The organism is Flavobacterium omnivorum (genome assembly GCF_900099915.1).
Taxonomy (GTDB): domain Bacteria; phylum Bacteroidota; class Bacteroidia; order Flavobacteriales; family Flavobacteriaceae; genus Flavobacterium; species Flavobacterium omnivorum.
In genome coordinates this window covers 51,129-68,614 of sequence record NZ_FNDB01000014.1, presented here as the reverse complement: position 1 = coordinate 68,614, position 17,486 = coordinate 51,129, and the positions used below count along the sequence as shown (strand labels likewise).

The 17,486-nt window shown below is 32.2% G+C and carries 17 protein-coding genes; 2 read left to right on the top strand and 15 right to left on the bottom strand.

Going from position 1 to position 17,486, the window contains the following annotated elements:
• Position 1: 1 nt before the first annotated feature.
• The 12 genes from BLS90_RS12570 to BLS90_RS12515 form a co-directional block, all read right to left on the bottom strand.
• Complete coding sequence (locus BLS90_RS12570; protein WP_091258224.1) at positions 2-1,585, bottom strand: sensor histidine kinase; 1,584 nt, start codon at positions 1,583-1,585, stop codon at positions 2-4.
• Between the two features lie 59 nt (positions 1,586-1,644).
• Complete coding sequence (coaE, locus tag BLS90_RS12565; RefSeq protein WP_091258223.1) at positions 1,645-2,241, bottom strand: dephospho-CoA kinase; 597 nt, start codon at positions 2,239-2,241, stop codon at positions 1,645-1,647.
• 1 nt (position 2,242) lies between these two features.
• Positions 2,243-3,244: a glycosyltransferase gene (locus tag BLS90_RS12560; protein WP_091258220.1), complete on the bottom strand. Its 1,002-nt coding sequence runs from the start codon at positions 3,242-3,244 to the stop codon at positions 2,243-2,245.
• A gap of 152 nt (positions 3,245-3,396) precedes the next feature.
• A complete protein-coding gene (gene fabV / locus BLS90_RS12555) occupies positions 3,397-4,587 on the bottom strand; it encodes an enoyl-ACP reductase FabV (protein WP_091258218.1) in 1,191 nt (396 codons plus the stop codon).
• Between the two features lie 66 nt (positions 4,588-4,653).
• On the bottom strand, positions 4,654-5,292 hold the full coding sequence (locus tag BLS90_RS12550; protein ID WP_139171422.1) for a hypothetical protein: 639 nt from the start codon (positions 5,290-5,292) through the stop codon (positions 4,654-4,656).
• Between the two features lie 147 nt (positions 5,293-5,439).
• Positions 5,440-7,092, bottom strand: a complete 1,653-nt coding sequence (recN, locus tag BLS90_RS12545) for a DNA repair protein RecN (RefSeq protein ID WP_091258215.1) — start codon at positions 7,090-7,092, stop codon at positions 5,440-5,442.
• A 54-nt stretch (positions 7,093-7,146) separates the two neighbouring features.
• Positions 7,147-8,031, bottom strand: a complete 885-nt coding sequence (gene porD / locus BLS90_RS12540; RefSeq protein ID WP_091258213.1) for a type IX secretion system protein PorD — start codon at positions 8,029-8,031, stop codon at positions 7,147-7,149.
• A 65-nt stretch (positions 8,032-8,096) separates the two neighbouring features.
• The gene (gene coaBC, locus BLS90_RS12535; RefSeq protein WP_091258265.1) at positions 8,097-9,314 is read right to left on the bottom strand and encodes a bifunctional phosphopantothenoylcysteine decarboxylase/phosphopantothenate--cysteine ligase CoaBC; all 1,218 of its coding nucleotides are present in this window, start codon (positions 9,312-9,314) and stop codon (positions 8,097-8,099) included.
• A 7-nt stretch (positions 9,315-9,321) separates the two neighbouring features.
• Entirely contained in the window at positions 9,322-9,639 is a 318-nt protein-coding gene (locus BLS90_RS12530) for a DNA-directed RNA polymerase subunit omega (RefSeq protein ID WP_035671643.1), read from the bottom strand.
• 8 nt (positions 9,640-9,647) lie between these two features.
• Positions 9,648-10,442, bottom strand: a complete 795-nt coding sequence (locus tag BLS90_RS12525) for an outer membrane protein assembly factor BamD (protein ID WP_091258211.1) — start codon at positions 10,440-10,442, stop codon at positions 9,648-9,650.
• 128 nt (positions 10,443-10,570) lie between these two features.
• Positions 10,571-11,458 (bottom strand): 4-hydroxy-tetrahydrodipicolinate synthase, encoded by an 888-nt coding sequence (gene dapA, locus BLS90_RS12520; RefSeq protein ID WP_091258210.1) that lies wholly within the window; start codon positions 11,456-11,458, stop codon positions 10,571-10,573.
• Positions 11,459-11,467: 9 nt separating this feature from the next.
• Complete coding sequence (locus tag BLS90_RS12515) at positions 11,468-11,986, bottom strand: DUF6913 domain-containing protein (protein WP_091258207.1); 519 nt, start codon at positions 11,984-11,986, stop codon at positions 11,468-11,470.
• Between the two features lie 47 nt (positions 11,987-12,033).
• Here BLS90_RS12515 and BLS90_RS12510 point away from each other — a divergent pair, with 47 nt between their 5' ends.
• Positions 12,034-12,810: a 5'-nucleotidase C-terminal domain-containing protein gene (locus BLS90_RS12510; RefSeq protein ID WP_091258206.1), complete on the top strand. Its 777-nt coding sequence runs from the start codon at positions 12,034-12,036 to the stop codon at positions 12,808-12,810.
• Positions 12,811-12,951: 141 nt separating this feature from the next.
• On the top strand, positions 12,952-13,863 hold the full coding sequence (locus tag BLS90_RS12505; protein WP_091258204.1) for a bifunctional metallophosphatase/5'-nucleotidase: 912 nt from the start codon (positions 12,952-12,954) through the stop codon (positions 13,861-13,863).
• Positions 13,864-14,125: 262 nt separating this feature from the next.
• Here the strand turns inward: BLS90_RS12505 and BLS90_RS12500 are convergent, their stop codons facing one another.
• The 3 genes from BLS90_RS12500 to BLS90_RS12485 form a co-directional block, all read right to left on the bottom strand.
• Positions 14,126-14,584, bottom strand: coding sequence for a hypothetical protein (locus tag BLS90_RS12500; protein WP_139171421.1), 459 nt, complete (start codon positions 14,582-14,584; stop codon positions 14,126-14,128).
• A 240-nt stretch (positions 14,585-14,824) separates the two neighbouring features.
• Positions 14,825-16,843: an NAD-dependent DNA ligase LigA gene (ligA, locus tag BLS90_RS12490; protein ID WP_091258198.1), complete on the bottom strand. Its 2,019-nt coding sequence runs from the start codon at positions 16,841-16,843 to the stop codon at positions 14,825-14,827.
• A 75-nt stretch (positions 16,844-16,918) separates the two neighbouring features.
• Positions 16,919-17,392 (bottom strand): DUF6495 family protein, encoded by a 474-nt coding sequence (locus BLS90_RS12485; protein WP_066077023.1) that lies wholly within the window; start codon positions 17,390-17,392, stop codon positions 16,919-16,921.
• Between the last annotated feature and the right edge of the window lie 94 nt (positions 17,393-17,486).

Here is a 17,486-nt window from a genome sequence, read left to right as displayed (position 1 = left end):
TCTAATTTATTAATGGTAATTTTATTATGAAGGTACTCCCTTTTCCCTTTTCACTTTCTACATAAACTTGACCGTTATGGTCATCCACAATTCTCTTTACATACGCTAAACCTAAACCATGACCTTTTACGTTATGGATGTCACCTGTATGTTCTCTATAAAACTTCTCAAAAATTCTTTTTTGAGCAATTTTACTCATTCCTAAACCTTTATCTTTAATTTTGATAATGATCATGTCCTTGATGTTTTCTGTAAAAACCTCAATTTCTGGTACATTTGGAGAATATTTTATGGCGTTCTCTAAAATATTTACAATCACATTGGTAAAATGAACATCATTGATTAACACCGTAGTTCGTAGTGCATTAAAATGACTAACGATCGTTCCTTCCCTATCTTCTAATATTAAATTTACGTGTTCTATTGCGTCATTGATAATATCATGAATGTTATGAGATTCTTTGACAATATTTAATTCCTTCTTTTCTAATTTAGAAATACGAAGCACATTTTCTACTTGCGCATGCATCCTTTTATTCTCATCTTTTATCATTTGGAGGTACCGAAGAACCTTCTCTTTATCATCAATTATCTTTGGATTTCTAATGGCATCCAGGGCTAAATTTATTGTTGCAATTGGCGTTTTAAACTCATGCGTCATGTTATTGATAAAATCATTTTTGATTTCAGATATTTGACGTTGGCGAATCAATTGATTCAAAGCACTTGAGTAAGCAATTAAAATAATAAGCGTAAAAATGATAGACAGCACGGTAACACTAACCAATTCAGACAATAAAAATTTCTTTTTATGAGGAAAAGTAACGAGCAATTGGTATTTACTATTGCCTTCGTTATCTGAAAATATCGGAATGGAATAGGTTGCCTCTTTATCGTATTTAAAATCAGTAGATTTTACTTTGGTGGCTAAATTATTGCTGTATACACTAAATTCAAATTTAGTATTAACGCCATATTCTTCTAATTCTTTTTTGATCAGTTTACTCAATGTTTCCTTTGAAACTCTTTCCTGAATAGGCAATACCGATGCAAAATCTTTATAATAAATCTCAAAAGAAGCGTTATCTAAAACGTCTAAGTTTCCTATTTTCTCAATTCTAATATCAGGTATTAAACTTTTGTTTACGGCTGATTTATCAATTGAATTATCGCTATAAACCTCAGTAACCCGCTTAGAACTAAAACTCTTAAACTTCTCGCTATCAAATTTTTTATCAAAGAACGTTGGTGATATATTGTAATCTTCTGAAATTATACTGTTTGAATATATAATTGTTTTATTTGTCCGAGGATTTTTTTGAACATAATAAAATTCCAGTATGTCATCCTTCTTAGGCACTTTTCCGGTGCTGTCTTTATAATGATTTATTTTATCATAAAAGTTATATGCTTCCTGCTTTTGAATTTTATCAGCCACATTACCAATAACTTGCTTAACATGAAATTTAAACTGCTCATCATTATTTCTGAAAGAGGTATTGAACCAATACACCTGTACAAGAATAATCCCAATAAGGGATAAGCTCATCAATAAAACAAGTAATCTAAAAAAAAGTTTGTTCATCGAAACAAATTTAGTATTTTAACAATATATTAAATAATAGATTAACCAAACATTAACACCTATGTGTGTTTTTGTTTAATCTTCAAAATTTTAAGAATTTGATCCACTTCGCGTTTGGCATTTTCGATTGTACTATTTTCTACAACAAAATCACTTTTTGAAGTTCGTTTTTCATCGCTCCATTGTGCGTCCATTCTTTTTAAAATCGCTTCGCGAGTCGTTTTATCTCGCTTAAGGACACGCTGAATTCTAGTTTCCACAGGAGCTGTGATGGTAATAATTAAATCGCAATCTTTATAACTTCCACTTTCAAACAAAATAGCTGTTTCATATATTATGTATTCAGCTGCTTCATTTTCCAATAGCCATTGCTTAAAATGTCTTTTTACTGCTGGATGAACAATAGCATTTAGTTCTGCTAATTTAAAAGGTTCATTAAACACAATTTCAGCCAATTTTTCTCTATTTATATTGCCATTTTCAAAAACTATATCGCCAAATGTACTTTTAACAGCAGCTACAATTTCTGATGATTGCATTAACTTTTTTGCCTCATCATCAGCAATATAGATTGGAATCCCACACGAATGAAAATAGTTAGCAATGGTCGTTTTTCCGCTTCCAATGCCACCCGTTAATCCAATATTTTTTGTCATATTATATTTTGAAAAATAATTCAGGAAAAGCTTCTTGAGGTTTTTGCTTTAAAATTATCACTTTAAAATAGGATTTTATAAAACCTAAACCATACCCATAAAATTGTTTCCAAACAGCTATTAAAGATAAATAACCAATTTTAATACTCTTATTCTGGTAAGAAGACACCAAAAACAGTACCAAAAAGTACACAAAATACAGCTGGAGTAGCGAATCAAAGTTAACAACTAACATCAATAAAAAGGAGATAAAAAATCCAATAATAAAAATAGAAGGAAAGAAAAAAGTTAATTTACTGTATTTTGGATACCAGCTATTTAAAATAGGCCTTGCTTTGCCAAATTTATTTACCTGAACGGAAAACTTATCCCAGTCTATTCTTCGTTTATGATACACGTAAGCATTGGGGAAAAGTTTAGTTTCAAATCCTAAATTCCACAAACGAATGGATAAATCTGGATCTTCACCTGGATGAATGTTTCCAAAACCTTTGGATGCTTCAAACCCTTTACGAGACAATCCCATATTAAAACTTCTAGGTTGAAACTTCCCTATTTTCTCTGAACCACCTCTTATCCCACCTGTTGTAAGAAAGGAAGTCATCGCAAAATTGATTGCTTTTTGTATGTCAGAGAAACTGTCTAAAGCGTGATCTGGTCCACCAAAACAATCAACATAGTCTTGCTTTAAAGCGGTGTCAACGACTGCTAAATATTCTTTTGGAATAATACAATCCGAATCAAAAATGATAAAATAATCTCCTCTAGCCTTTTTCATACCGTAATTTCTGGAATCACCAGGACCAGAGTTGTCTTTATAATAATATGAAATATCAAGTCTATCACCATACTTTTGTGCCACTTCCTTACATACTAAAGTAGAACCATCTTCTACAAGGACAATTTCAAATATCTCTTTATAGGTAGAATGAGTCAAGCTTTCTAAGAGTTCGTCCACTTCATCTGGCCGATTATAAACTGGAATTATTAAGGAAAACAGCATAAATTATAATGTCGTATTAGTATTGTATTTTGGAACTTGAAAATTTTAACAAATATAATCTTTCTCCATAAAAAAACCACCAACTTACAGTTGATGGTTTTAAAATAGTTTCTATTTTATTCCTCTATTTCTAGTAGTAGAGATGCTTGTAATTAAGTAATACTTTCAATATTTACTACTTCGTTTGTTTCTGCCTTATAATCTACTCCTGCAACATCAAATCCAAATAAATTGTAAAAATCTTTTCTGTATCCTTCTAAATCCCCTATTTCAGCTAAGTTTTCAGTTACGGCCTGGATCCACAATTTAGCTACTTTTTCCTGAACATCCGAACGCATTTCTAAGTCATCAATGCGAATTCTACCGCTATCATCAACAGGAACTTCATTTCCTGTGTACAACCTCTCTTGATATAAACGTTGAATTTGTTCAATACATCCTTCGTGAATTCCTTCTTCTTTCATTATTTTGTAAAGCAATGAAATATACAATGGAATAACTGGAATTGCAGAACTTGCCTGCGTTACTAATGCTTTGTTAACAGATACATATGCTTTTCCATCTATACTCGCTAAACGATCAGTGATAGCAAAAGCCGTCGCTTCAAGATGGTCTTTAGCACGACCAATAGTCCCTTTTCTGTAAACTGCTTCGGTCAATAAGGGACCAATATATGAATACGCAACAGTTGTTGCTCCAGGAGCTAATAAATTTTCAGCTTTTAAAGCATCAATCCACATCGACCAATCCTCACCACCCATTACAGCAACAGTATTTTCAATATCGTCACCACTGCATGGTTCGATAGAAATATCTGATACTTTTCCAGAATGAAAATCAACGGTTTTATTTGTAAAGGTACTTCCTATAGGTTTCAAAACAGAACGGTGCAGCACTCCTGTTGTAGGATGCATGCGAACTGGGGACGCTAAACTATAGATAATTAAATCTACCTGACCTAAATCCGCTTTAATAAGATCTATTGTTTGTTTTTTGATTTCATTAGAAAATGCATCTCCATTAATACTTTTTGCATACAATCCAGCAGTATGAGCTTGTGTTTCGAAAGCGGCTGAATTATACCAACCAGGCGAAGCTGTTTTTCCTTCAGAAGGTGCTTTTTCAAAAAACACACCAATAGTTGCTGCGTCACATCCAAAAGCACTTGTAATTCTGGAGGCCAAACCAAAACCAGTAGAAGCACCAATCACTAAGACTTTTTTTGCTCCATTAATCGCCCCTTTAGATTTTATGTATTCTATTTGATTTTTAACATTTTGCGCGCATCCTTCTGGGTGTGATGTTGTACAAATAAATCCTCTCATTCTTGGTTCAATAATCATAACTGTCTTTTATTTCCGTTTTATACTGTTTAGTTTGTTCCTCTTTTGATTTAAAAAACAAATTTCTTATTTAATAATTTTATTAATATTTTCTCTTACCGTTACGATATCTATTTTTTTGTTTCTGCATTCTAGGTTTTCCGCTTGATAAATTGTTAAAAATTCATTGAAATCTTTACAATCTTTTAAAACATTAAACTCTTTTTTAACAATATCAAATACAATCCCCTTTAATAGATTCATGGAAGATCCTATTGCACCTCCAACAGCTCCACCGCTTCCATAAGCAAATCCCTTTGACCAGCTATTAGCAAGTTCCGCTTCTAAATAGAAAAACCTTCCCGCTTGCAACACTTTATGGTATGAGTTTGGGTTATTTCCTTCTTCATTTTTATCTCCTTTTACCGCATACTTGCGGAAATTTTTTTGTTGTATGTAAAGATTTCCATCTAGCGAAACAGCAAAAACTCCCGTCAGTTTCATTTGATCAGCTACCGTATAAAGAAACACATGATCTACAATAACATATTTAGGTATTATTTTTTTTTCAAATCCAACAATCGCTCTACGTTCAACTGGATTAAGTTTGGTCACTTTTTTATTTATGAAATCTTCTAAAGTAACATAGAATCCATCTGAATAATCACTAACAGCATACATAGAGGTATTACTATGATCTAAACCTACAGCATTAGTAGTTATCATAGTTTGCCCAAAAGAAGTATTAAAAAAAGAAATACAGATTAAGCTAAAAATTCCGATGGATTTATTCATAGTTCTATTTTACTTTATAATAACAATAGTAAATTGATTGAGTTCTTCTTATTCTAGAGACAAATATAATTTAAAATATTAGTTCAGCAAGGCTTTCGCGTGATTTAAGGCTGATTCAGAAACAATAGTTCCGGATAACATTTGCGCAATTTCCACCACTCTATCTTGATCATTTAACAACTTTAACTCCGATTGTGTGTCGTCACCAACAGTTGATTTAAATACTTTAAAGTGTGCATTTCCTTTTGCGGCAATTTGAGGTAAATGTGTGATGGCAAAAATTTGCATCTTTTGACTCATATCTTTCATAATTTCGCCCATTCTAATAGCAATTTCGCCCGACACACCCGTGTCAATTTCATCAAAAATCAGTGTTGGTAGTTTTGAATATTGTGCCAAAATTGCTTTAACAGCCAACATAATTCTCGACATTTCACCGCCAGAAGCTACTTTTTTCAATAAACCAAAATCAGTTCCTTTATTGGCCGAAAATAAAAACTGAAGAATATCTTTCCCATTTGGAAAATACGTTTCAACTGCATTAATTTCTATTTTAAAACGAACATTTGGCATTCCTAAAGTTTCTAATATTACAATCAACTTTTGAGATAAAACCGGAATAGACTCTACTCTTTTATCATGAATTGCTGCGGACATCACATCTAACCTTGCAGTCTTTTGCACTATTGAATCCGTCAATACTGTAATTTCTTCTTCAATGTTCCCTAATTCTAAAACTAAATTTTCTAATTTACTTTGAATCTCCAGTAGTTCTTCCACCGTACTAACCTGATGTTTCTTTTGCAAACTAAAAATAACTTGCAACTTTTGACTAATTAAATCCAATTGTTCTGGATCATTTACCAATTTTTCTGAACTGCGACTAATCTCTTCTGAAATATCATCAAATTCTATCGTTACGCTTGCAATTCTGTCTAATAAAGATTGATAATCAGCTGAAAAAGGAGCAATTTTCTGTAAAGCTACTTTAATTCCTTTCAAATTATTCATCACACCTATTTGTTCGTCATTGGCAATAGCCAAAGCCTTATCAATAGATTCTTTTATAATTTCAACATTATTTAATTTCTCAAAATCAGTTTCTAGCGTTTCCTGTTCTCCAGATTTTAGCTGAGCTGCTACTAATTCATCTAACAAAAATGTATTGTATTCCTGCTCTTTTTTAGATTCAGTTTGTGTTTTTAGCAGTGCGTTTAATTTAGAGTTATCTGCTTTATAATTTTTTAAAAGTACTTGATATTCTAAAATAGCTTCCTTATTACCACCAATAGCGTCAATAATGTTAAACTGAACATTTTCTTCTGAAAGTTCTTGTGTTTGCTGTTGCGAATGAATATCTATTAAAAACAAACTCAATTCCTGCAGTTCCTGAAGATTCACGGGACTATCATTAATAAAAGCTCTAGATTTCCCTGATGGGAGAATCTCCCTTCTAATTATAGTTTCGTTTTCATAATCTAAATCATTAGCTTCAAAAAAAGGCAACAAATTATACTTTGAAATTTCAAAATGAGCTTCAATAATACACTTTTCTTCTTTATTTTTCAAGGAAGTTAAATCTGCTCTTTTTCCTAAAACAAGTCCTAAAGCACCTAAAATAATAGATTTACCAGCACCAGTTTCTCCAGTTATTGTTGAAAAACCCTTGGAAAAATCAATAGTCAATTTTTCTATTAAAGCATAGTTTTTTATCGAAAGTGACGTTATCATTGTATTTATTTTTGGAATGAGAAACTAGAGTTGAACTAAAGAACGGAAAAACAATTACTGTTTTATCAAAATCCACTTACTCGAGTTCAGCGGAGAAATTTTATTAAGACTATCTACTAAATCAGATACTGTAATACTTGAACCACCGGAAAAAATAGAAACAATTTCATCTGATTTAGCATCAAAAAAGACACGCGTTAGAAAGGCGTTTGGTCTTGAAGCATTCAATTTTGATAAATTAAGTACTGCTGCTTTAATTTTTTCTTTAGCAATCTTTACATCTTTGGTCATCAAATCTAAACCGGAGTGATAATCAAATACCGTTTGTCTGATTTGTTTAAAAGTTGGTGCTACCATATCGTTTATCAAAAAATAACGCGTTTGGTTCCCATCAGCTTGACTCCACCCTTTTGAACCTCCTTGTTGTGCCACATTTGAAATGTTTTGGGCAATTTCAAAATTAGAGCTACCGGATTCCAAAACAAAGGTATCTGCATCCATTGCTAAAATCATATAGCTGTAAAAGGCCAGAACTGAAACTAAATTAGAATCAAATGTAGTTGGGCTAAATATTAGATTTTCAAACTCCGTGTACCTAAAATTAAAATCTTTATCATTATAATTGAATACTGGAGAAGAATAGGAGGAATTAAAAATAGGTCTTGATGACTGCACTTGTATGGTAGCTGCGAATTGATCTGAACTATTCGACGAAATCGTAAGGTACATCGAACAATTAATTTTTTCGTTCTGCTTCATTGCTACACCCGTCCAATCTGTTTTATTTACAAACTCAGTTATAGCAGTTTCTAAAGATTTAAAGACTTGTTGATTGGTCGCGCTCAATCTTTGTGAATCAACCGTTACGGTACAATTCAACTGTTGCGCTTGGGCAATTCCCAGAATAAAAAGCAGCAAAAAAGTAAATATTTTATTCATTTGTAGATTTCTATTTTAGGATTTTGTCAAATTAACAACCACTATTATGTTGTAATTTTGGCCTATTATCGTTGCATTCCAAAATGCATTATTATTTTATTTAAGATATCCTCTGCCACTGCCTCTTTTGACTTTAATTCCATTGGTTCAATATGAAAAAATTTATCAATAAAAGTAACTTTATTAGTGGCCTTGCCAAAACCTGCACCTTCATCCTGTAGTGAATTCAAAACAATCAAATCTAAGTTTTTTTTCTGAATTTTTAACTTTGCATTTTCAATTTCATTTTCTGTTTCTAAAGCGAAACCAATCAGGTATTGATTTTTCTTTAGCAAACCTAGTGAAGCTAGTATGTCTTTTGTTTTTTCGAGTTCAATTACAAAATTAGAAGCGGCTTTCTTAATTTTCTGTGGAGCGACATTTTTAGGCTTATAATCTGCCACTGCTGCTGCTGCCAAAACTACATCGACATCTGGATAAAACTGATGACAAGCCAAATACATTTCTTCTGCAGAAACAACTGGGATCATATGTATTAATGGATTAGAAACAGTGTAATTTGTAGGTCCGGAGATTAAAATCACTGAAGCACCTAAATTTGCAGCACTACTTGCGATATCAAAGCCCATTTTACCGGAAGAATGATTTCCTATAAAACGTACAGGATCTATTGCTTCGTAAGTTGGACCAGCAGTAATCAGTATTTTTTTTCCTTTAAGTGGAAGTTTACTATTTAAATCATCTGTTATAAAAGCAACAATGTGTTCTGGCTCAGCCATTCTGCCTTCTCCAGATAATCCACTTGCCAATTCGCCACTTTCGGCAGGAATTATTGTGTTTCCAAATTGTTTTAGAAAAGTAAAATTAGCTAAAGTAGAAGGGTGTTTGTACATGTCTAAATCCATTGCAGGAGCAAAATATACAGGACATTTTGCTGATAAATACGCGGCAATCAAAAGATTATCACACGTTCCATTGGTCATTTTAGACACTGTATTCGCCGTCGCAGGAGCAATAATCATTAAATCAGCCCAAAGTGCCAATTCTACATGATTATTCCATTTTTCATTCTCATCATCTTGATTATAAAAACTAGAATATACAGGATTTTTAGATAACGTGGATAACGTCAGTGGAGTAACAAAATCCTTAGAAGCAGGTGTCATTATCACTTGGACATGTGCTCCTGCTTTTATGAAAAGTCGTACTAAAGATGCTGTTTTATACGCTGCAATTCCACCAGAAATTCCTAGTAAAATTTTCTTCCCGTTTAAAACTGACATCGTACTATTATTTATTTGAATCTCTGTGGTAAATTTTACCATCTAACCATTCTTGAACTGCTAAAGCGTGTGGCTTTGGCAATTTTTCATAAAATTTTGAAACCTCAATTTGTTCTTTATTTTCAAAAACTTCTTCAAGACTATCATTATATGTAGCAAACTCTTCTAATTTCTCTGTCAACTCTTTTTTGATTTCAGAATTGATTTGGTTTGCTCTTTTAGCCATAATGGTTATTGCTTCATACACATTACCAGTAGGTTCTTCAATAACATTTTTGTTGTATGTTATTGTATTTACTGGAGCATTCGTCTTTTTTAAATCCATGACTTTATTTATTTAGTAAATTTTTGTAAATCTTTATCTATTCGTGCTAACATTTCGTTAGCTACTTTTTTATACTTTGTTTCGGCGTTAAATTTCATCAAATTTAATTGGGCAGTTTTAGCCACAATTAAACGATCTTGCATTTTTGCAGGAACGCTATTAATAGCCAATTGATAAGCTGAATCAAACTTGTAATACAAAGCATCTTCTTTAAATGGTGTTCCAGGATAATCTGCAACAAAATTATCTAAAGCCACAATTGCCGATTTAAAATCAGAAATTGTATTGTATCCCTTCGCATTTTCATATACTTTTTTCTCGATTTTTTCACTCAGTACTTTTACAACACTGTTAGCCTCTGTTACATACTCAGAGTTTGGATACGTATCAATAAAGGATTGCAATTTGTCTAATGCTTTGTTCGTATCTGTTTGATCTAAGCTGAATACTGGAGACAACATGGAATAACTTTTGGCTCCCAAATACGCTGCTTCTTGTAATTTTTCACTTTTAGGATAACTTGAAACAAAACTTTCAAATTGATAGCCTGATAATGTATATTGTTTTGTTTTGTAGTAGGATTGTGAAAACATATAAAACAATTTTTCTGCCTGAGGTTTTCCTCTATAAGCAGGAGCAATTTGTTCAAAAATACGAATTGCTTTAGAGTATTTTCCAGCCTCATACAATTTAGTAGCCATATCAAATTTAACAGCAACATCTTCGGATTTTAATGCTTTTTGGTATTCGTTACAAGAACTAAATACAGCGACAAGAAGCAGTAGAGATAGTAGTTTTTTCATTTTTTTACTTTTTTTATGATTTCTTGGTTGAAACAGCCTACGAAATCATACCGAAGTTTCGGTGGCAAATTTAGTTATTAATTTAGCGACTTCAAAATATATTTTTTGTTTAAAACAAAACTCCTTTTTTAGGCTTGTTTGTTGACTTTTTTTACAAATTGATCAATTCTGCTGGCCAATTCATAATCTACTTTTACTAATGGCAAACGAACGGTGTTTTCTGATATTCCCTGTGATAGAAACACTTGTTTGATTCCAGCTGGATTTCCTTGCTCAAAAATCATATCAATACAATCCGATAATAGGTACTGACATTTAAATGCTTCATCCACTTTTCTGTTCAGACCTAAACGAATCATCTCAGAAAATTCCTTAGGAAAGCCTTGACCAATTACAGATATTACGCCTGATCCACCCGCCAAAACCATTGGTAAAGCAATCATATCATCGCCGGAAATCACAAGAAAATCTTTCGGTTTGTCTTTTAAAAGTTGCATCGCTTGAACAAGATCACCTGCTGCTTCCTTTATAGCAACAACATTTTTGAATTCATTAGCCAAACGCACAACAGTTGAAGGCAACATATTACTCGCTGTCCTTCCTGGAACATTATATAAAATGACAGGAATTGGAGCAGCTTCCGCAACCGCTTTGAAATGTTGGTAAATCCCTTCCTGTGTAGGTTTATTATAATATGGAGAAACAGACAGTATAGCTGTAAATGCAGATAAATCTCTTGTTTTTAACTCTTCGACAACTTTCGCTGTGTTGTTACCTCCCACTCCCAACACTAGAGGCAGCACTCCATTATTAGCTTCGATTACAGTTTGAATAACTATTTCTTTTTCCTCTGATGATAAAGTAGCATTTTCGGCTGTTGTTCCCAATACTACCAAATATTCAATTCCTCCATCAATAGAAAAATTAACAATTCTTTTTAATGCTTCAGTATCAATTGAAAAATCTTGTTTAAATGGAGTTACAAGAGCAACACCTGTTCCTATTAATGATTGCATAACTTAGATTTATATTTTGTTTAATAATTTTAAATATTTAAATAATTCACTTACAAAAATGGTGTAAGCTGTACTTGTCGTTTTAATCATAAAATGATTTAATCTTTTATCTACTGACGAGAAACCCACTTTAAATTCGGCTTTTGAATGGTGCGTAATTTGCATTAAAATAGCGTTCTCTTTTTCATAATAACTAATTAAAAGATCAAACTTTTCAGCACAGAACGCAACAATATCAACATTTGAAATTTGGCCGTTCCAATTAAGATCCCCAGCATCAAATGTGGTATAAAGGTTCTTTTGGTTAATGTTAAATTTATTTTGAAATACCAACACTTTCAAATTATCCGCTGCTATTCCGTTAGCCGTTAAAGCTTCAATTAACAGATCCGTTTGTTCAAAATCAGTTGCATCAATCAATAAACCAACACTTTGTATTGTACCAACAGTATTTATATTTTTTAAATTTTTCAAGGTATTTTTAAGTGATTTTTTTACAAAAAAATTCTTTATATAATTTAAAAACATATTACTTTTACTTAGTTACAAAATTAATTAATTAAGTCGCATTTAAAATGGTAAATCTAAAAAAGTATAATGACGTTTCTAAACTTTTTGTTATATTCTTAACATTTTTATTTGTTGCCTCTTGCAGCAAACAAAATTACGTCACTAAAATAGAAGGAAAACGAATTCCTATTACTGAAAAGGAAAATCAAGTTCCGGCAATTGAAAATTTCATAAGACCGTATCGGGAACACATCAACAAGGATTTAGATAGCATTTTAGCCTATTGTCCTGAAACATTGGATAAAAGCACGGGTAAATGGCAAACTACAATTGGTAATTTGATGGCTGATGTTACTTTAACGAGAGGTAACTTAGTATTTCAAGCTAGAGAAAAAAAGAATATTGATATTTGTTTGCTCAACAGCGGGGGAATTCGTTCCATACTTCCAAAAGGGAATGTAACAGCCAGAGCCGCTTTTGAAATCATGCCTTTTGAAAACAGTTTGGTCGTTATTGCCTTAAAAGGAGAACAAATTTTTGAAATGGTCGACTTTTTTATTGGTGAAAAGAAACCACATCCATTAGCCGGAATAACATTTACAATTGATAAAAATAATGTTGCGAAAAATATTTTAGTTCAAGGGAAACTTGTTCAAAAAGAGACCATTTATTATGTAGGAACCAATGACTATTTATCTAATGGTGGAGATAATATGAATTTCTTCAAAAAAGGAGTTCAGAAATTTGATTTAGAATACAAACTTCGAAATATCCTTATTGATTATTTTAAAGAAGTGGATACTATTCCTGTAATAAAAGATGTTAGAATTACGGTTGAATAAGTAATTCGAATTTAAAGAACAAAATAGTTTTACAAAACAGAAAGCCCTAGCCCCGATTGAAGTGAAAATCCTTTTTTATCGTTTTTTAACGATAAAAAAGATTGCAACGTAAAGCGGGAAATAGCTCCAAAAAAATATAAAATGAAAAGAAGAGAATTTATAGAGAAAACAGCTGCCGGTTCAGCATTAATAGGTTTAGGTGTATCATTGAGTAGTTTTGAGTCGGCAAAAACCAGACAACTTACTGTTTTACACACTAATGATGTACATAGTTATATTGATCCTTTTCCAGCGGATCATCCCAGAAATGCAAATATGGGTGGCGTTGCAAGAAGAGCGGCATTGATTGAAACAATTCGGAAAGAAAATCCAAACGTATTACTTTTAGATGCAGGCGATATTTTCCAAGGAACGCCTTATTTTAATTATTACGGAGGTGAATTAGAATTCAAATTGATGAGCATGATGCAATATGATGCTTCTACGATAGGAAATCACGATTTTGATAACGGTGTTGAAGGTTTGCATGCACAAATGCCACACGCTAAATTTGAGTTCATTTCTGCCAATTACGATTTTAAAAACACCGTGATGGATGGTTTTGTAAAACCGTATAAAATATTTCATAAAAACGGAATAAAAGTTGGTGTTTTTGGGCTTGGAATAGAGCTTGCAGGATTGGTTGACAAAGGAATGTACAAGGAAACCGTGTACAATGACGCTGTTGAAACGGCTCAAGATATGGTTCGGATTTTAAAGAAAGAACAGCAATGTGATATAGTTATTTGTCTGTCGCATTTAGGGTACAAATACAGAGACGAGCCTGCTAAAATTTGTGATTTAAAATTAGCCGAACTGACTCAGGATATTGACTTAATTATTGGTGGTCACACTCATACTTTTCTGGACAAACCTACAGTTGCTAAGAACCTTGTAGGCAAAGAAGTTTTAGTAAATCAAGTAGGTTGCTACGGTATTAATTTAGGAAGAATAGACTTTTATTTAGACAATAATAAAGCCAAAGCTTTTGAAGGAAAATCGATTATAGTCTAGCTAAGCAGTTGGACCTATTTAATGTCGTACTATAAAATGACTGAAATAATATTTAACATAGGAGTCATATAAGCATTAAACCTTAAATGACCTTATTGTTGTTTAAGTTATATAAGCCTAACAAATGAAACTTAAATGACTTATATGGTAAAAAAAATGTACCATTGTTTTATTCTTATTGCTTATAATCGAATTTTTTTATAAAATAAAAATATCTTTTCGCATTGATAATTTTTTGAACGGAGTAAAAAAGTCTTTTACTCTATTCGTTATTTTCTTTTACCACGGCATTCAATCTTTCGACATCAATAACAAATTTGTAAAAAGCGTAATAACTTGTTACAAACAAAACCATTCCTAATGGTCTAAAATAGGTTGGCGGCAGGTTATTTAAAAAAAATTTCTCTATAAAAACGGTAAAATACAATCCTATGGATAGTACTCCAAAGATTGATAGCCACGGAGTGTTTGTAGTTTCATTCATAAAATAATTTGATAAAATAACTCCGCCAAGAATGGATACTAATATATTTTGGACTAACAAAGGGTAATAACTTCCCTCTGGAATTCCATCTGAAATAGAAAGTAAATAAGAAAAAACAAATACAAAAGGAATTACTGCTATAAGTACTGGTATAAAATCTTTAACCTTATTTAGCTTTATAATATAAATTATAAGTAAAAGTCGATGGATTACAATTCCGGCTATTCCTAATCTCAAAAAAAAAGGTGATTCCGGAATAATAAAAATACTGGTAAGCAACAAAAAAAAGGTAGTTATAAAAAAAAACCATTTCTTTCCTTAGAGGTAATCCAATAAAGATAGATTAACAACAAAGCAACCAATGGCCTAAATGCAAACAGAATCATTTTGAATGAAAACAATTCTGCTAGAACTTCCACAATTGCAAAAGAAAACAAAAAACATACAATTGTATTTTCCTGTATGAAATTATACTTTTTAGTCAGTAGATGCATCCGTTAGATTTATTAAATTCATAAAATCATCTTCGGAAATTATTAAAATCTTAAGTTTATTCGCTTTATCTAATTTTGCAGGTCCCATATTATCCCCTGCGACAACGTAATCCGTTTTGGCAGAAATAGAACTCCCTACTTTTCCGCCATTATCTTCGATTGCTTTTTTTAAGTCATCTCTAGAGAATTTAGCAAAAACACCTGAAACTACAAATGTTTTACCAGCAAGTTTATTAGTTGCATTGAGATTAATTTTTTCCGTTATTTCAAACTGTATCCCGTACACTTTTAATCTATCAATTATAATTACATTTTCCTGATTTTCAAAGAAATCAATTACACTTTTCGCAATTCGTTCGCCTATTTCATCCACAAGAATCAAATCCATCAATGTAGCTTGACTCAATGCATCAATACTTTTATAATGTTTAGCCAATTTTTTAGCCACTGTTTCCCCCACATAACGAATTCCAAGGGCAAATAAAACGCGTTCAAAAGGAATATTCTTTGAATTTTCTACACCTTTAACTAAATTTTCAGCTGATTTTTGAGCCATTCTTTCCAAAGGAAGAATCTGTTCCACTGTTAATTCATACAAATCAGCATAATTATGCACTAATCCATTATTGAACAGTAACGTGACCGTTTCACCTCCAAGACCTTCGATATCCATTGCTTTCCTTGAAATAAAATGCTGGATTCTGCCTATAATTTGCGGTGGACAACCGTAAAAATTAGGGCAATAATGGTTGGCTTCACCTTCAGATCTGACTAATTGTGTATTGCATTCCGGACAATGTGTGATGTATTTTGTAGGTTCTGAGTTTTCTGGACGTTTAGTTAAATCAACGGCTATAATCTTAGGAATAATCTCCCCTCCTTTTTCTACAAAAACAGTGTCACCTACCCGAATATCTAATTTTTCTATTTGATCCGCATTATGCAAAGAAGCACGTTTTACAATAGTTCCTGCCAATTGTACCGGTTCTAAATTAGCCACTGGAGTTATTGAACCTGTTCGTCCTACTTGATATGAAATAGAATTTAATTTAGTTGCAACTTGTTCGGATTTGAATTTATAGGCGATTGCCCATCGAGGTGATTTTGCAGTAAACCCTAACTCATCCTGATAATGAAACGAATTTACTTTTACCACCACGCCATCCGTTTCATAAGGAAGATTATGTCTATGAATGTCCCAATAATCGATAAATTCAAAAACTTCTTTTAAACTGCGCGCTAATTTGGCTTCCTTAGGTGCTTTAAATCCCCAATTTCTGGCCGTTTCTAATCCTTCAAATTGAGACTGAAATGGAAGATTGTTTCCTATTAGAAAATACAATAAACAATCTAGTGGTCGCTTGGCTACTTCGGCACTATCCTGCAATTTCAAACTACCCGATGCGGTATTTCTGGGGTTTGAATAGGGCACTTCTCCAATTTCTATTAAATCCTGATTCATTTTTTCGAAACCAGCAAAAGGTAAAATAATCTCACCACGGACATCAAATGTAGCAGGGAAATTTCCTTTTAATTGTAATGGAATGGATTTTATAGTTTTAATATTATTAGTCACATCGTCACCCTGAAAACCATCGCCACGAGTAACAGCACGTTTTAACTTTCCGTTTTCATAGGTAATGCTGATGGATGCGCCATCATATTTAAGTTCACAAGTATATTCTAATGGAACATCGCCTAGAACTTTTTGAATTCGTTTTTCCCAATCGATAAGCTCCTCTTTAGAATAGGAATTATCTAGCGAATACATTCGGTGTTGATGTGGTACGGTTTGGAAATTTTTTGTAATGGCACCACCTACTCGTTGCGTAGGAGAATTTTCATCAAAAAATTCCGGATGCTCATTTTCAAGGTCTTGAAGCTGTTTTAATTTCGAATCAAAATCATAGTCGGAAATTATTGGCTTATCCAACACATAATAATTATAATTGTGCTGATCTAATTCGGCTCTCAAAGTTTGAATCGTATTTTGAATATCCATATAAAATAAAATTGGCTATTTTAGTTTTTGTAAAAGCGTACTAAAATAACCAATTTAAAAGAGAAAACAACAATATTACGACTCGATAATCGAATTAATTTGTTTGTATAAGAGACCATCGCTCAAAAAAGCACCTTGCTGTATTAGGGCAAAGATAGAAGCATTGCGGTCTTCGGTGAATTCTTTTTTACCAATTTTCATTTCTATAGTATCGGTAAACATATTATCGCTAAGCCATTGCAAACCTTCGCGTGTCAAAAAATCAGTTTCTGGAACTACTGATTTTAAAACAATGGAATGAACATAGGTATCAAAGCACTGAAAAAGGAAAATATGATTTTTAGAAAAATGTTCTAAAAAAACTGCCTTTGTAAGAACGCCTTCCCAAACCAAATCAGAGAAAACATCTAATTCTTGTTCAGCAACTTCTGGTCTTTCTGCTTTAATTTTATCCCACTCTGCTTTGTCAATAGTTTGAGTTGCTAAAAAAGTACTGAATTCTTGATTCAATTCTTCAAATTGCTCTTTTGTTAATCTTGAGTATTTCATTATTGTATTTAATATTTAACTTTTACCTTAACTCTTTTTTAAAATTATTAAATCAAAAAAAAGCCCTCTCAATTGAGAGGGCAAATTTAATCTA

Coding starts and splice junctions, on each gene's coding strand:
- BLS90_RS12570 (WP_091258224.1), bottom strand. CDS start 1,585: ATGAACAAACTTTTTTTTAGATTACTTGTTTTATTGATGAGCTTATCC.
- coaE (WP_091258223.1), bottom strand. CDS start 2,241: ATGACAAAAAATATTGGATTAACGGGTGGCATTGGAAGCGGAAAAACG.
- BLS90_RS12560 (WP_091258220.1), bottom strand. CDS start 3,244: ATGCTGTTTTCCTTAATAATTCCAGTTTATAATCGGCCAGATGAAGTG.
- fabV (WP_091258218.1), bottom strand. CDS start 4,587: ATGATTATTGAACCAAGAATGAGAGGATTTATTTGTACAACATCACAC.
- BLS90_RS12550 (WP_139171422.1), bottom strand. CDS start 5,292: ATGATAACTACTAATGCTGTAGGTTTAGATCATAGTAATACCTCTATG.
- recN (WP_091258215.1), bottom strand. CDS start 7,092: ATGATAACGTCACTTTCGATAAAAAACTATGCTTTAATAGAAAAATTG.
- porD (WP_091258213.1), bottom strand. CDS start 8,031: ATGAATAAAATATTTACTTTTTTGCTGCTTTTTATTCTGGGAATTGCC.
- coaBC (WP_091258265.1), bottom strand. CDS start 9,314: ATGTCAGTTTTAAACGGGAAGAAAATTTTACTAGGAATTTCTGGTGGA.
- BLS90_RS12530 (WP_035671643.1), bottom strand. CDS start 9,639: ATGGATTTAAAAAAGACGAATGCTCCAGTAAATACAATAACATACAAC.
- BLS90_RS12525 (WP_091258211.1), bottom strand. CDS start 10,442: ATGAAAAAACTACTATCTCTACTGCTTCTTGTCGCTGTATTTAGTTCT.
- dapA (WP_091258210.1), bottom strand. CDS start 11,458: ATGCAATCATTAATAGGAACAGGTGTTGCTCTTGTAACTCCATTTAAA.
- BLS90_RS12515 (WP_091258207.1), bottom strand. CDS start 11,986: ATGTTTTTAAATTATATAAAGAATTTTTTTGTAAAAAAATCACTTAAA.
- BLS90_RS12510 (WP_091258206.1), top strand. CDS start 12,034: ATGGTAAATCTAAAAAAGTATAATGACGTTTCTAAACTTTTTGTTATA.
- BLS90_RS12505 (WP_091258204.1), top strand. CDS start 12,952: ATGAAAAGAAGAGAATTTATAGAGAAAACAGCTGCCGGTTCAGCATTA.
- ligA (WP_091258198.1), bottom strand. CDS start 16,843: ATGGATATTCAAAATACGATTCAAACTTTGAGAGCCGAATTAGATCAG.
- BLS90_RS12485 (WP_066077023.1), bottom strand. CDS start 17,392: ATGAAATACTCAAGATTAACAAAAGAGCAATTTGAAGAATTGAATCAA.